This is a genomic window from Vibrio glycogenivorans, assembly GCF_051660965.1.
GTDB lineage: Bacteria > Pseudomonadota > Gammaproteobacteria > Enterobacterales > Vibrionaceae > Vibrio.
On record NZ_JBPVIS010000002.1, the window covers coordinates 98734 to 113146 of the forward strand.

The following is a 14413-nucleotide window of genomic DNA, read 5'->3' on the forward strand; positions in this document are numbered from 1 at the left end:
TCCTTTACCCCTGAGTCATGAATTCTGGTGACATAAGTAGTTGAATGATCAATGCACGCAGATGACCATTGTTACGAGGGGCGCCTGCTAGGAACTCCCTAACGATCTCTTTCATCGCATCGCTCATATTGGAAGCAAATAGATGCACATCAAGCTCTTCGATCAGCTGCTCATCATTCTGTGTTTCAAAGAAATGGCGAGTAAAGCTCGAACGATTCATATAAGTTTGCGCGTTCTCGCTCTCTAGACGCACGGCGAGATCAGACACTTGACGGAAATAGTGGTGCACGTCATCCCAGTTGTAGATTTTAAACTCAGGTGCGGCAAGACCGACGAAACGCTCATCACTTGGCGCCTCATGGGGTTTGTAGTAATAAAAGACGCTTGGTCCATCCATCACAAAACGGCGATCATGCCATGCAAATGCGTTCGGCAAGATGTTATTACCCGGTTTTAGCGTTAGGTTAAGCGCTCTAAAAGCGTGTGAGAGTGTAATGAGAGGGTCGCGGATCAAACCATCCTCTTCATCATTGCGCGAGTAGTCTGCTTCTGGGTCTGACAAGATAGCTTTAATCAGCGTAACCATCTCCAGACCGCTATTGCGAAACTCACTCGCGACTCGGTATATGTACTCCGGCGATGGATTTGAGGTCACCATTTTCTGAATGAAGAACTTAGCGATAAATGGGGCGATGTTATCGTGCTCACACAAAATATCGAGCAATTGATCAAGGTCTTGCTCAGCGCTTGCACCCGCTGGGAAATCATGGCCAAGGATGGTCTTGGCTTGAGTATTGTGGGCGCCGTCTTTTTCTCGCATCGCGATATCCCAGCGATCATTATGTAATCCCCAGCCGGTCATCACTTTAGCACCTTGCTCGATATCCTCTTGGCTGTATGACAACACAGGGCGACCGTCTTCAGTTACAATACTGCCATCCATACGCAACAGTGAAGGACCAATCGAGAAAAGCTGCATCAACTCACGAGCAAAGTTCTCATCGGGTGCTACACCCTCTACTGCGTCGTTATCAAGATAGGTCAGGTACTGCCCCATTACTGGCGATGTAGACATCACCTTAAGCAAGTCACGAAAGTTGCCAAAACACGCTTTAGCCAGCTCATCGTAATAGTGTGAGAAAGCGATGCGACGGAAGTGTTGAGATAAGCCAGGTGCGTTATTACTGACAACAAACAGTTGAGTTAAGACGTAGGTCATGCGTTGGCGCAACAGATCGTTACGCTTGATCAGCATATCGGTATAGCCGATGTTGAAGTGAAGATCACTCCACTGCTCATGCTCGTGCTCATTTGCCACTTGCTGATGGAAGTTGGCTAACGATGAGCGCCCAACCGCGATTTGATCATCAACCCACTGAGCAATACTGCCCGCCTGATGCACTTTCTCAACATCGTTGCTTTTAAAGCCCATGGTGGCTTGCAACAATATCTGATGCACGCGTTTGTTATCGAATACTTGCATACGATTTCCTTGCTAACTTTATATTTCACAGCGAAATATACTGAGGAAAATCGCACACTTGTTATTTGGCTAATGGATTTTGAACCCTGCTTCAATTATTGATAATCATGACTTAATTTAACTCTACGCCTGTTGACAACCAGGTCAAATCAATAAAAATCAACAACTTGCACCAGGAGTGCAAAGACAGCGTACGGTGAAAAAGTGCGGTCGTCCTATAAGATGATGGACCTAAAATGAGCATGCAGCGGAAAGGTGTGACACACCCAAAATGCAACAGAATATTTCACAGCGTAACCTGGTATTAACCTCTGACAAATCTGCTTGGCTGCTGTCCTTGGCATAACCAGGCCTGACCTGTGTCTGACATCTCAATGCAGCAAGGCCGTTAATTTCCAACCACACGATTTTTCAGGACATAACAAGATGAAGAACATAACCCTAACCCTATTTATTGCCGTTTTAGTAACACTGTTTAGTGTTGAAAGCTACGCTAAACCGCCACACCATGGACATGGGCATGGACACAAGCACGGCCACAAACATGGTCACAAATACGGGCATAAAAAAGGTCACAAGAAAGTCGTCGTGGTGAAGAAACATCGCCCGTCACCAAAAAAGCGTCCAAAACACAAATACTACCACTACAAAAAGATGCCGCGTCACACCACTTACATCAAGATTGGCAACTTTACCTACGCCCAAGTAGGTGGCCATTATTATCAGCGTCGCGGTGACCGCTACGTCAATGTGATTATCAAATGATTAAGTAAACTATTTGCTAATGGGAGTAGTGCTTTCGACTACTCCCCAAGCACAATCCCTTCCCTGCGCGAATCAGCGCCGCCTACCATGGCGTTATCGCCAAACACAACGCCATGTAAACCAGAGTTAAGATCCCTTACCTGCACCTCAAATCCCATCGCTTGTAAAGACTTCTGCATTTGCTCTGCCTCGGTGCCGGCCTCCAGATCAAACGTGCCAAATCTATTAACCATGTTGGGCAACTCGATCGCCTGTTGGATATCCATCCCCCAGTCAATATGAGCTATCAAGGCTTTGACAACATAACCAATAATTTGCGAGCCACCTGGCGAGCCAATTGCCATGTACGGCTTGCCGTCTTTCATCACTATAGTGGGTGCCATGGATGAACGCGGTCGCTTGCCCGGCTCCACTCGGTTGGCTATTGGATAGCCCCCTGCATGAGAGGCAAAAGAGAAATCCGTTAACTGATTATTGAGCAAGAAACCATTGCTCATCACCCTCGAACCAAACCCATTTTCAATTGTGCTGGTCATCGACACTATGTTGCCATACTGGTCGACGATGACCATATGCGTTGTGCTTGGCAGTTCAATCGAGTGATCGTCAGCAAGGGCGACTTTTTGACTCCATCGTGGCTCGCCCGGTGACACAGATGAGAGTGCCTGTCCTTGGGTGATAAGTGCAGCACGCTTGGCAAGATAGTCAGCATCAAGCAGCCCTTCCGGCATCGGGACATAATCCGTATCGGCAATATACCGCCCGCGATCGGCAAAAGCCAATCGTGACGCATCACCAATAATTTGCCAAGCTACTGGACTGTTTGCCCCCAGAGCGCTTAGGTCAAAGTGACTCACCATCCCCAGGATTTGTCCGACCGTCAAAGCCCCTGAACTCGGCGGCCCCATCCCACAAATCTGATACTCGCGATAAGGCGCGCACACCGGATCTCGCTCAACCACGCTGTAGATAGAAAAATCTTCCTTGCTTAACACGCCTGGATTATCCGTGATGCTGGTGACCTTGTTGACAATATCAGTGGCAATTTGCCCTTGATAGAAGGCTGCGTCACCATATTTTGCAATCTGCTTAAGTGTCGCAGCGTATTCTAGGTTGACCAGTCGCTCGCCCTGAGCAATTGGCGCGCCCTCTGGGGTGAAAAAATAGGCTTGAGTATCGGGATAACGCTTAAGACGAGCCTCGTCACGGACAATTGCAGAGGCCAAACGCTCAGAAATAACAAAACCTTGCTCGGCCAGTGCTATGGCGGGTTGATGCAGCTCAGACCATGATTGCTTACCGTATTTTCGGTGAATCGTAGCCAATAGCTTTACGGTGGCAGGCGTCGCGACCGAGCGCCCACCAACAACGGCGTCAAAAAACTCGACCGGTTGTCCATTCGCGTCTTGGAAAAGACTAGGGTTCGCTGCGAGAGGGGCGGTTTCACGCCCATCATAAGTGGTCAGGCTTTGGCTGGTTGCATCGTAATAGACTAAAAAGCCCCCTCCACCTAAACCAGAGGACTGTGGCTCGACCAATCCGAGAACCGTCTGCACCACTACTGCAGCATCAGCGGCGGTGCCACCTCGCTTCAGTACCTCGGCACCCGCTCTGACCGCAACGGGGTTAGCCGCCGTCAGTATGTACTTGTTGGCCGATACCGCTTGTTTGGCAACAATCTGACTGGTGAATTCCGGTGCTACTTGGTCAGCGACTTGCTCACTAGCGAAGACACTCACCGCGAGCAACGACAGGCTAACTAAACTCATCTTGTTGCGCATAATTCAATCCCTGTGTACGGTGACAATGTGATGGAGAGCTCAGCCGATAGGGCCTAATCCGGCTCAGTTGCCTCGTGGATTGCCCCTTTGGTGTCGCTCCAAATCGTCGAGCTATCTTCCTTAACCCCTTTCCAAGTTTGCGAGCAACCGCTGATAAAAAGCCCCAACACGAGTATTAAACACAATCTTTCCATGACCTTTCTCCTTACTGGCGCGTCCTATCCTAGCGCGTGGTTTATTTGATTAGTGTAGACTCAAATTCGCCTCGGCGTCATGGTTGAATGCCAATGCAATCACAAAAATATCATTAACTTAGAGATGGATAACAAAATACTATTCGGCCCGTTTTCGCTGGTTGAGATTACTTGTCATCCGTTTAGACACCGCCTGAAAGTGCTCAATTTCTTGCTCACTCAACCCCTGACACATGGTTTCGAGCATACCCCCATCAAGTTGCCTAATTTGCTCAATCATCGCCTGTCCCTTGTCCGTGAGTACCAACCGTTGGCTGCGCTTGTCTTCCGGGTTCGGCTGTTTGACGATCAACCCTTGCTCAATCATAGGCTTTAACATTCTCGTGACTTGTGCTTTATCTCGGTCAAGAAAGTTAGCAATATCTATTGCCGTAGCTATCTTTTTGCGTGACAAAATTTTCATCACCCTGACCTGCATAGGCGCCAAGGGTATATCGATGTTTTCAATCTGCTCATGCATATAGCGCTTGAGTGAATGTACTAAGTTAAACACACTATCCAGCGTTTTATTGTCGACCATACGGATCCCAAGATTGTTGTTGACGTCATCATTTATATTGTTGACAGTATCAACGAGTTGCTTAACAAAAACAAGCGAGCGTTTTTCTCATAAGAACAGCCCTTTGCCGAACAAGTTACTCTTCGCCGTCAAGCAGCAAAATATACTCTAGCATCACCTCCGTCAGCTGCTGTGACGAAGAGGGCGAGAGGATATCGCCGCCGAGTACATGCTGCATAGGATCCGTTGAAGCAGCAAAACTTACCATCCGGTTGGCACGGTTACTCAGTCGCTCGACGTGGCTTTGAATCTGTTTCACGTCCACCACTCGGTCCTGTGGAGAATAAATGGTCAGTACCGGCACCTCGACATCCGTCATTTGATGACGCGTCGTCTCGACTACCCCCATCATAGTAACCAATGACCGTGAGTGGTACTTCTCTGTCCAGTATTGAGCTTGTTGCGCGTTATGCGGCTTGAACTCACGATATTCTCCCACCACCATCCGCGCTAAGTACTCGCCCCACGGCAGAAGTAACAGCTCGCTGTTGGTATCAGCCGGTCCAAAGTTCGGTGAGACAAGGACAATCGCTTCGATGGACGCCGCACACCACTTCTGGCTGCCTAGCCAAGCCGCCAAAGTGCCACCTGTGGACGTTCCCATCAGTATGACCCTGTCCCCCAACTGCTTGGCAACATAGCAGGCCTCGGCAGCATCTGTTAACCAGTCTTGAGGTTGCGGCTTGGCCATTGCGTCGGCATCGAGGCCATGACCTTTTAAGCGAGTGAGTAGTAGGTTGGCCTCTAACTGCTGAGCAACCATCTGTGGCACTGGAGCCAGGTCTTGATGTGAAGAGGAAAAGCCATGAAGGTACACCAGCGCATACCGAGTCCTCTCACCGGGTTGTTGATACCACTGGATAGATTTCTCTGTGCCAGCCACAATCCCCGTAATCGAGTCTTCACTGATTAGGTACTCATGTGCTGTGATTGCTGGCTGATCGATATGATGTTCTGTCACTACTCGAGGACCAAAACCGATCACCCCCGCCAGGATCGCACACACAACCAAGATGCTATTTTTCATCGCCCTTCCCCGTGTCTATATCAACGCTCACACAACAATCTAACACCAGTTCAATGATTTTGAGGTGATTCATCCACAAAAAACCACGTAACGCCCCTTTAAGTAACATTCCCAAACAAAATTCCCGATTGACCATCAGCCAAGGGATTGCATTAATGCACTGAGAGTGCAATCATTCCCATGTACCCAAGTCACAAGACGCTGTTTCAGGGAGATTAGTTTGGGTGCATGGTGCAATTTGACTGCGATCTGGTAGAGATAGTCAATCGCCTTATTTCGGATGTCACTGCCGGGCTGTGACATCCGAAATAAGGTTTTATATTGGTAAGGTATATATAAATGCAATCTCGCATAATCGAGGCAGGAAGTAGTCGCCATCGAATTGCGCTAACGGATACTCCTCAAGCAAGCAGTCCTCAAGCAAATAAGGCGACACTGGAGCTACTACAACAGCAATTACATACTGAATACAGCTTGGTTCAAGACAGTGACTACGTACACAAACGTGCCTTGGCAGCCCAAGACACCTATCGAGTCAACTGTGAGTTCACCTTGGTGCAAGTTATCAGTAAGAACATTACCAGTAATTTGGCCGACTATATTCGCGCACTAGAGCATTGTGAGCACCACACTCAAGAGTGTAATAATAACCGACAGAAGGCCGAAGGCTTGACTGGCACAATTGTCGGCCGCTTACCCAACGGTGAAGAGTATACCTTCATCCTGTGCGATCGAATTATTCGCCAAGTTTCTCGTGGCGATTGGCTTGCACTGGCGATCAGTAATTTGCACTACTCACCCTCTGCATGTCTTTACTTCAACGAATACGCCTATAACATCACCAGAGATAGAGAGATCACCCTCGATGGGTCCCTACTCCATTTTTGTGACCACAACAATCCCAGCATGACATCATGGCGCATTTGGTCACTGATTTTAGGCTCAAGCTATCTCGCCCTCGCCTTGGTAAAGCCTGACATCGTATTTGTTCCCGCGTATACGTTTATCGCCCTGACGATTTGGTCCATCGGCAATGGTTTGTGGAATTATCGCCGCAACCGCCAGAGAAGAGCCAAAATTCTTGCTCCCCTTCACCAATTAACCCTTAAGCTCAAACGCAATAAGGCTCAAATTACCCAGCAGTTAGAGACGATTTCAAACGCTTTCGGCAAGGTCGGTCAACAGGACTCACCTAGTGCTGAGTAACACCGTTTTTTTCTCCGCATAGCAATGACATTCACCTAATGTTCACCTCAGCGGGACCGATTGTCCCGCTGAGGCTGTTAATGCCTTTGCCTTGTTCATGCATAAGGTTTTTTACACCACAGATCGCTCTATCGCGCATTAGGATCGGATAAATTTGGCCTGCCTCGCAACTTCATCAGTAATCAAATAGCTCACCGTGTGCCTTCACTAGACTGATTAGTAGCAAATCATGCCAATCAGATTCGGCTAAGGGAGAAGGCGATTGAACACCTTTCGGATAATTTTACTCACGATACCCTTTTCGCTCGTGGCTTGTACAACAACCGACCGTTACGCTATCAACCAATCAAATCCGGTCAAGCATGAACAAGCTGATGCCCGTATCGCGCTGGGGCTGAGCTATATTCGCCAACAACAAATGCCAAAAGCGCAATACAACCTCTCTTTAGCGATTGAGCATGCTCCAGATTACTACAAGGCACAACTAGCGCTCGCCTATTATTTCGAGCAAGTCAATGAACCCCAGCAAGCACAAGCCATATACCATCGCGCCCACAAAAGCCATCCCAATAATGGTTATGTACTAAACAACTATGCGAATTACCTGTGTCGCCATGGAGACTATATGCATGCAAAGACCTTATTAGAACAAGCATTGGCCACCTCAGCGTATCCAGCTTCGGTTGTGACACTTGAGAATGCTGCGTTATGTTCACTGAAAGCTGGCAATCAAACCCAGGCTAGGCACTACTTTCAGCGTGTGTTTGATCATGATCCTAATCGAATCGACGCGGCCCTGCAGTTAGCCAGACTAGATATCGAGTCAGGAGAGTTATCGCTGGCTCGACAGCGATTGCTTACTGTATACCGACTCCAACCTCAACGCCGAGATACATTAACGCTGTTGGTCGAGCTAGAAACACAGGATAACAACCGTACGATGCAGCAATACTATCAATCAAAGCTCGACAGCCTTAAACCAAGTCAATGACAATAGAGATCCGCAAGGAATCAAGAGCGCTTGGTTAACCCCTCCCATTGCCCTCCACCGGCATACACTGTTTTTTCAGACTCTCAAGGCCAAACGCGAAGGTGTCTTTCCACGCTGCGGCTATTTGATCATTAAATAAGGGATCGGTATCTTCCACAGCTAGAAGTAAGCAATGAAGCCAAATATCAATATCACCGGGCGTCAACCGTATGCCGCGCTCATCGTGGCGATGGGCAAGTTGCTTGACCAATAAGCCCACCGGAGGGTTTTCAGCGGCATTACTAAGCATCAACATTGCCGCATTCAACATCTTGATTTGCTGACCCATATCGGTCCCACTAAACATCTTTTTTAATCTTGGCTCGACACTCATAAATAACTGGTAAAAGCGCACAAGAAACTCTGAGTCAGCTCGGCAACGCTCAAAACTCAATTCAAACACTTCTCGATTATCCATTTGACTTCCTTATCAATTATCGAGTTCATATCCATACCTCTGATTTAACTTAAGTTTAGGAAATAAACCCCTCGTTAACGCCATTTTTCCTCGCTGCAATTTAAACTTTCATATTGAGTTTAAACTGGGTAAAGCCTTTTCTGTGTCCTAGCATGCTGTTAAAACCACAAGCACTGGAGACCTCAATGATGTCCGATTCCGAATTAGAATGCTTCTCTGAAGTCTTACCCAACCTCTTTACCGGAGCGCCCTGGGAATTAAATTGGGAAAACAAACAGTTCACCTTGATGGGACCTGTGATCGAGCAGATTCTTGGCTGGCCAAGCCAGTCCTGGGTCGATGTATACAGCTGGGCTGAACGAATTCACCCGGATGAGAGAGAGCAAGTCGTGGATTTTTGTACCAGTCAATCACTGTTTGGCATCGATCACGAGGCAACCTTTCGCGCACTGGCTGATGACGGCAGCTATCGATGGATTCGAGATATTGTTCATGTTAATCGCCGAGATGGGGAAACAGAAAAATTAATGGGATTTATTTTCGACGTGACGGAAGAGCCCGATGTGAAATTTGAACTCAAGGTTTTGAAGAAGTATGCCGATTTTGAGTTTGACGATCTACTCTGTGAATAATCGAGTGTTTTCCGCAGAGTCTGACTAAAAATCCTTAGGGGAAAACAGACTTCCTGAGATTACATAAAAGCCACCCTTTTAGTTACTAGCAAACTTCAAAGGTGGCTTTTATCTAGCGCTTAAAAATTAATTTGCTCACTTGGAAAAGTTAAAACAAGTTAGATTCGATATCATCAAAGTAGCTAAAGTTGTTCGTGGCTCTATTATCGCCGACATACAGTGCGTACAGGGTTGGCGCCTCACCCACTGCATTCTGAGCTTTTAGACCGCTATACTCGTTACCATCGACAGTAACGGTGACGTCGGTACCCTGCCATGCAATGGTCACGTCTACCCAGGTATCCTGTTGGTAGCGCTGCAGGTTGTCTAAGCCTCCAGCCTCATTACGGAATCTGACATCATTTTTGCCAAAAACAACTTCCGTAAAGCGCTGACCCGAGGCTGCGCCTGCCGAGTTACCCAAGTAGAGGTAGGTTGATTTCACATAGCCATCTGATGGAATAAACACAGAGGTTGATACCGAACCACTCTCAGCAGCCCCATCCGTGAAGGCACGTGAAACAACAGGTTTAGTGGTGTCATTGTTATCAAGCAGATACAGTGATTTTGTCCCTGACTTAGCCTGATCATCACTAATGGTCGCAATCACATCACTGCCGTTCACATTGGCAACCGCGTAGGCCGCGTTTGCCTGATCAATTTGCGATCCCACCGGGTAAGATTCAAAGTTTTCTGTCGTTGCAGATGAGGAGAATAGCGCTGATTTCGACGACGTAACGGCTCCTGAGCTACAGCCCAACAACAAACCCGTTGAAAGAGTGACAGCAATAGCGACTTTAGTTACTTGCATTATCTGAGTATCCTTATTCTATGTAATGGCTTCAATTCTATTTGCCAATCTCATCATATAGTCATACAAGAATATCTAAGACATCAATCGATGAAGCATATTTGAATGATCATTATCACATACCAGCTCAGATTATTACTTCAATCTGCTAAATTCATCACATAGACGTCAGTGAATTGAATAGATTTGAACGTACCAACCTACACAAATGATGATATCACCCAACACAAACTGCAGCATGTTGTAATATTTTACAACATCAAAGTTAGCGCATTGGGCCAATATAGGTTGCCGAGATACATAGGCAGTGATGAGAGCATAACCAAAATCCATTATTGCCACTTAACTAGACCTTTCTGCAAAAAGGCATCGCAACTGTATTTTACGATGCCTTGATTCGATGCGTAACGCTTATTGAATACTAACGAAGAGGAACTCGTTAGTGCCGATTATATTGGCTGAGCTCTGCACGCAGCTCTTCCATTTGTCTGCGACGCTGCCAAAAGGCCTCAGCACGCTGCTCTTGCTGTGTGAGGTTCGGCTTAGCGCCCAAATAGAGAATTTCATTCACACCTTGAGCTTCACTCTGATTAACGGCAACAGAATTCACTTTTTCGATCACTGATTGCTCCGCTTGCCCCAACGCCACTACTGCTCCTGGACTAAAAGTGACGCCCTGCCAAATCGCTAGCTCATCGATCAGTGCGGCGTGCCCATTGTTGTATCCCTGCGCATGATCGTTGTTAATCAACCATGACAAACCTGTATGTATGGTCTCATGTCGTGGGTCATGTAGGTCAACGCTGCCATAGTGCAGGGTACCCTCGGCATCATAAACACCAAAGGTCATCACCCCAAAGCCTTCCCCACTTGCCCATGGCTGGGTTTTATCTACGCTTGCCACTAGCAGATTCCATTGAGGATTATCGATATCTGTGGTTGGAACATAAGGTAACTGGACAAAACAACAACTTCCCTCATTATTGGCCCCAACTTGCAGCTTAAGGCTGTTATTTAACTGAGCTAAGATCATACCATCGGCTGCCGATGACCAACGTTTATTTGTCAGTACAGCGGGATCGTAGGAAGTACCATCACCAACAAACCACAACGAAAAGCTAAAGGTATCTGTATTGGTGATCTCGTCAGAAAAATACAGGTCATTGTGAAACTCACGCACGTGAAGCAACGCTTGATCGTATTTTCCAGCAACAGCCGTTATGTTCGGCTGACCCGATGTCTCCAGTGCCTGGCCACCGATAATGGCGTTTTCGGTTAACTCTCCGTTAAAGGTGTACAGGTTTGAGATGGCGCTGAACGGCAAATCGTCGTAATCCACATCTTCAAGAATGGTCACTGAAGCCACAATTGATTTAGGAATTTGGTTGTTAATCAACGTAAAGACAATTTGATGATTTCCCGGCTCAAGATCAAGGTTCTCAGGAACATAAGTGTAAAGCTCACCCTTTACGGCATCATCAATCACTTTAACCTCGCTGCCATTCATCATCACGTGCACTGGAAGATCATTGGATGGCGTAAACTGAAGCTCAAGCTTGTTTGAGTTTGGATCCGTTTCTGCAAACAGACCACGCACACCAATATCCCCGATTAGTGGCGTTCCTTCGATTTCCCATTCGGGTTGAATATCAACTTGATGCCAAGCTAGCAATGTGGGTGTGACATCCGTCTGGGCAACATAACGGTAAATCCCGTCCTTTTCTCGGTTCCCCACTACCTCCAACGGCTGAGTAAACTGCTCATTAAGCAAGGTTTCATGACTGGCTGCGACCCAAATTTTCTTCGCATCGATGTCTTGTGAGCCGTGAGCACAATCAACAGAACCATTGTCCTTTTGGCGATTAAAGCCATGATCTGGAGCGACCAAAATCAGCCATTCCTCGTCATGCTCTGCTTCGCGCTGTTCAATTGCATCAAGCATGTAACCAAAAATCGTATCAGCCTCCTCGATAGTCTGCACATAAGCATCGGACCAAGCACCACCACTATTTCCGTAGTTACAGTGCCCCGAGTAATCAACCATATCAATCGTAGTAAAGAGTGAGTCATATTCTCCCGAGAGAATTTTCTCCGCTACCACCAAGCTGTTTTCATGCTCAGCTGCACGGTCCGTTCCAGTACGAAAAGCATGCTGTTTCTCAATGCTACTTAGGTCAAAACTGACGTAATCAAATATTGGCCAGTTCGGGTACAGGCCTATCTGGAAAGACTCTTTATCCTCTTTGATGTGCTGCCAAACTGTCTTAAAGCCGTTTTCACCTGATTTTTGGATAGTATGCCAGCTTCCTGTCCATAAGGTTGACTCACCCTCGACGGTACTCGTACCCGACTGTGATAAAGTACCAGAAATCCCACCAGTGTAGGCTTGTTGGATAGTCAACTGATCAAGGTTGGGTGTTGAAGCGTTGAGCAACGCCTCGTAGCGAGTGCCATCAATCATCACCATTAAAGACTTACGTTGTTTGTCCACCGGCTGAGGGTCCTGTTTATCTGACGAACTATTACAACCCGCCACTAGCAGCACTAAGGCAATGCTATTTGCCAATTTTGTTTTTTTATACATGACTTTAATTCCATCTTGTTGAGGTGGTTTTAAGGTTATGAATCAAGCATTTCAAGTATGTTTCAAGCCTGGATAGCTTTTCTAACCAAAGCCGAAACCAAAACTCACTTGTGCACATGAATGAATAAAGCTAGTCATGTGGGGTAGCTACACTTGCTCGCTTGTTAAGAATTTCTAACGCCATGATTTTTCCAATTGGTATTAATCTAAGCCCACGAAAATCAACCGGAACCCATACCATGGCGGGCAACTACAGCTATTGGCTAAATGACGCACTCAAGCGTGACCCACAAACCGCAACACCTCTTAAACAAGATATCCATGTCGATGTCGCTATCGTCGGTGGCGGATATACGGGACTTTGGAGCGCTATCTTACTGAAACAGAAGCAACCTCAACTTCGCGTGGCAATCCTAGAGAGAGACCTGTGTGGCTCTGGCGCATCGGGGTTTAACGGCGGCTGTTTACTTACTTGGGCGACGAAGTACCCAACGTTAAAGAAACTTTATGGCGAGCAGGAGGCGCGCTGGTTGGTTGCTGAGTCTGAGCAGGTCATTGATGAGATACGGCAGTTTTGCGATCAGCACGCTATCGATGCCGACCTTTACACCAACGGCACTTACTATACCGCGACGAACACTGCTCAACTCGATTCGATGGCTCCTGTGGTCTCAGAACTCGACAAGCAAGGGATTAATAGCTGGCAAGCCGTAGCCACAGAGTCTATCGCTGAAAAGACTGGCTCAGAGGTGCATCAACAAGCGCTGTTCTCACCAGCAGCTGGGAGTGTGCAACCGGCTAAACTCGCCTTTGGCCTCAAGCGCGTCGCGCTTGAGCTTGGCGTCGAAATCTATGAGCAAACTGCGATGGAGAAACTGATTGAGACACAGCCAGCTAAGCTTGTGACGACTAACGCCACCGTCACTGCCAACAAAGTGATCCTGGCGACTAACGCATGGATGCTCGATCAGTTTAGTGAATTTAAACACTCTATTGTGGTGGTTTCTTCAGATATGGTTTTGAGTAAGCCAATTCAGCGGCGTCTTGAACACAAGGGACCGGCGAAAGGGGTTACCGTGGTTGATTCGCGTATATTTGTCCACTACTACCGTGATACCGAAGATGGACGCGTGATGCTCGGTAAAGGCGGCAATCGCTTCTCGTTTGGTAACAAGGTAGATGCGATGTTCAAGTCCTATACGCCGTACCTCGACTTACTCAAGAAGAGTTTTTGCTGGCTGTTTCCCGAGCTATCGGCAAACGACATTGAGCACTCTTGGTCAGGTGGCTCTGACCGCTCAGTAACGGGCTTGCCGTTCTTTGGCACGCTGCGCGGCCACTCTCATATCGTTTACGGCTTAGGATACTCCGGTAACGGCGTTGCACAAACACGGATCGGCGGCAAAATTCTCTCGAGTTTGGTGCTTGAAGAGGATAATCAATACACCCGCAGCGGCATGGCGCAAGGACCACGCGGTCATTTCCCTCCCGAGCCATTTCGCTGGATCGGTGCGATGATGGTACGCAACGCCGTACGCCGTAAAGAGACCGCCGAGCAGAACGAGAAGAAGCCTTTTTTGGTCGACAAGCTCCTCGCTAAGCTAGCTGGCCCTGCCGGTAAAGCCGACAAAGGTTAAGGTGGATAGAGAATTTGAATTAGTCTAAAGGAGTAAAATCCAGCTCAGCTAACTTGCACAGTGTCAACTCAAGCAGCCTCAAGCCCAGCACCTAACTGCGCAGCCTTTCCCCTATCAGGGCAAGTTAAATTGCCCTGATTCATCAATTTTTAACACAAACACAATACAACGAGGGAAGACCTATCGC

General features: G+C 47.5%; 13 protein-coding genes. 5 read left to right on the plus strand and 8 right to left on the minus strand.

Annotation, left to right across the window (positions count from 1 at the left end):
- Nucleotides 1–4: 4 nt before the first annotated feature.
- The gene (locus ACSTTG_RS05085; protein ID WP_438458285.1) at nucleotides 5–1483 is read right to left on the minus strand and encodes a DUF1800 family protein; all 1479 of its coding nucleotides are present in this window, start codon (nucleotides 1481–1483) and stop codon (nucleotides 5–7) included.
- A gap of 426 nt (nucleotides 1484–1909) precedes the next feature.
- On the opposite strand from ACSTTG_RS05085, the gene ACSTTG_RS05090 reads away from it, so the two are divergent.
- The gene (locus ACSTTG_RS05090; RefSeq protein ID WP_438458284.1) at nucleotides 1910–2248 is read left to right on the plus strand and encodes a VPA0510 family protein; all 339 of its coding nucleotides are present in this window, start codon (nucleotides 1910–1912) and stop codon (nucleotides 2246–2248) included.
- Between the two features lie 38 nt (nucleotides 2249–2286).
- Here the strand turns inward: ACSTTG_RS05090 and ggt are convergent, their stop codons facing one another.
- From ggt to ACSTTG_RS05110, 4 genes are all read right to left on the minus strand, one after another.
- Nucleotides 2287–4029 (minus strand): gamma-glutamyltransferase, encoded by a 1743-nt coding sequence (ggt, locus tag ACSTTG_RS05095; RefSeq protein ID WP_438473983.1) that lies wholly within the window; start codon nucleotides 4027–4029, stop codon nucleotides 2287–2289.
- A gap of 53 nt (nucleotides 4030–4082) precedes the next feature.
- Complete coding sequence (locus ACSTTG_RS05100; RefSeq protein WP_438473984.1) at nucleotides 4083–4223, minus strand: entericidin EcnAB; 141 nt, start codon at nucleotides 4221–4223, stop codon at nucleotides 4083–4085.
- Between the two features lie 139 nt (nucleotides 4224–4362).
- Nucleotides 4363–4803: a MarR family winged helix-turn-helix transcriptional regulator gene (locus ACSTTG_RS05105; protein ID WP_438458282.1), complete on the minus strand. Its 441-nt coding sequence runs from the start codon at nucleotides 4801–4803 to the stop codon at nucleotides 4363–4365.
- Between the two features lie 115 nt (nucleotides 4804–4918).
- On the minus strand, nucleotides 4919–5869 hold the full coding sequence (locus ACSTTG_RS05110) for an alpha/beta hydrolase (protein WP_438473985.1): 951 nt from the start codon (nucleotides 5867–5869) through the stop codon (nucleotides 4919–4921).
- Between the two features lie 339 nt (nucleotides 5870–6208).
- Here ACSTTG_RS05110 and ACSTTG_RS05115 point away from each other — a divergent pair, with 339 nt between their 5' ends.
- Together ACSTTG_RS05115 and pilW are read left to right on the plus strand one after the other, a co-directional pair.
- Nucleotides 6209–7075, plus strand: a complete 867-nt coding sequence (locus ACSTTG_RS05115) for a hypothetical protein (RefSeq protein WP_438473986.1) — start codon at nucleotides 6209–6211, stop codon at nucleotides 7073–7075.
- A 262-nt stretch (nucleotides 7076–7337) separates the two neighbouring features.
- The gene (gene pilW, locus ACSTTG_RS05120) at nucleotides 7338–8066 is read left to right on the plus strand and encodes a type IV pilus biogenesis/stability protein PilW (RefSeq protein ID WP_438473987.1); all 729 of its coding nucleotides are present in this window, start codon (nucleotides 7338–7340) and stop codon (nucleotides 8064–8066) included.
- 34 nt (nucleotides 8067–8100) lie between these two features.
- Here the strand turns inward: pilW and ACSTTG_RS05125 are convergent, their stop codons facing one another.
- Complete coding sequence (locus tag ACSTTG_RS05125; RefSeq protein WP_438458278.1) at nucleotides 8101–8523, minus strand: globin family protein; 423 nt, start codon at nucleotides 8521–8523, stop codon at nucleotides 8101–8103.
- Nucleotides 8524–8708: 185 nt separating this feature from the next.
- Here ACSTTG_RS05125 and ACSTTG_RS05130 point away from each other — a divergent pair, with 185 nt between their 5' ends.
- Nucleotides 8709–9155, plus strand: a complete 447-nt coding sequence (locus ACSTTG_RS05130; RefSeq protein WP_438458277.1) for a PAS domain-containing protein — start codon at nucleotides 8709–8711, stop codon at nucleotides 9153–9155.
- Nucleotides 9156–9303: 148 nt separating this feature from the next.
- Here ACSTTG_RS05130 and ACSTTG_RS05135 read toward each other — a convergent pair whose 3' ends face one another.
- Nucleotides 9304–10005, minus strand: coding sequence for a hypothetical protein (locus tag ACSTTG_RS05135; RefSeq protein WP_438458276.1), 702 nt, complete (start codon nucleotides 10003–10005; stop codon nucleotides 9304–9306).
- 439 nt (nucleotides 10006–10444) lie between these two features.
- Nucleotides 10445–12589 (minus strand): alkaline phosphatase family protein, encoded by a 2145-nt coding sequence (locus ACSTTG_RS05140; protein ID WP_438473988.1) that lies wholly within the window; start codon nucleotides 12587–12589, stop codon nucleotides 10445–10447.
- A gap of 239 nt (nucleotides 12590–12828) precedes the next feature.
- On the opposite strand from ACSTTG_RS05140, the gene ACSTTG_RS05145 reads away from it, so the two are divergent.
- Nucleotides 12829–14226, plus strand: coding sequence for an FAD-dependent oxidoreductase (locus ACSTTG_RS05145; protein WP_438474473.1), 1398 nt, complete (start codon nucleotides 12829–12831; stop codon nucleotides 14224–14226).
- Nucleotides 14227–14413: the final 187 nt, after the last annotated feature.

Excerpts from the sequence above, each read along its gene's own strand:
- ACSTTG_RS05085 (WP_438458285.1), bottom strand. The coding sequence starts at position 1,483 with ATGCAAGTATTCGATAACAAACGCGTGCATCAGATATTGTTGCAAGCC.
- ACSTTG_RS05090 (WP_438458284.1), top strand. The coding sequence starts at position 1,910 with ATGAAGAACATAACCCTAACCCTATTTATTGCCGTTTTAGTAACACTG.
- ggt (WP_438473983.1), bottom strand. The coding sequence starts at position 4,029 with ATGCGCAACAAGATGAGTTTAGTTAGCCTGTCGTTGCTCGCGGTGAGT.
- ACSTTG_RS05100 (WP_438473984.1), bottom strand. The coding sequence starts at position 4,223 with ATGGAAAGATTGTGTTTAATACTCGTGTTGGGGCTTTTTATCAGCGGT.
- ACSTTG_RS05105 (WP_438458282.1), bottom strand. The coding sequence starts at position 4,803 with ATGGTCGACAATAAAACGCTGGATAGTGTGTTTAACTTAGTACATTCA.
- ACSTTG_RS05110 (WP_438473985.1), bottom strand. The coding sequence starts at position 5,869 with ATGAAAAATAGCATCTTGGTTGTGTGTGCGATCCTGGCGGGGGTGATC.
- ACSTTG_RS05115 (WP_438473986.1), top strand. The coding sequence starts at position 6,209 with ATGCAATCTCGCATAATCGAGGCAGGAAGTAGTCGCCATCGAATTGCG.
- ACSTTG_RS05125 (WP_438458278.1), bottom strand. The coding sequence starts at position 8,523 with ATGGATAATCGAGAAGTGTTTGAATTGAGTTTTGAGCGTTGCCGAGCT.
- ACSTTG_RS05130 (WP_438458277.1), top strand. The coding sequence starts at position 8,709 with ATGATGTCCGATTCCGAATTAGAATGCTTCTCTGAAGTCTTACCCAAC.
- ACSTTG_RS05135 (WP_438458276.1), bottom strand. The coding sequence starts at position 10,005 with ATGCAAGTAACTAAAGTCGCTATTGCTGTCACTCTTTCAACGGGTTTG.
- ACSTTG_RS05140 (WP_438473988.1), bottom strand. The coding sequence starts at position 12,589 with ATGTATAAAAAAACAAAATTGGCAAATAGCATTGCCTTAGTGCTGCTA.
- ACSTTG_RS05145 (WP_438474473.1), top strand. The coding sequence starts at position 12,829 with ATGGCGGGCAACTACAGCTATTGGCTAAATGACGCACTCAAGCGTGAC.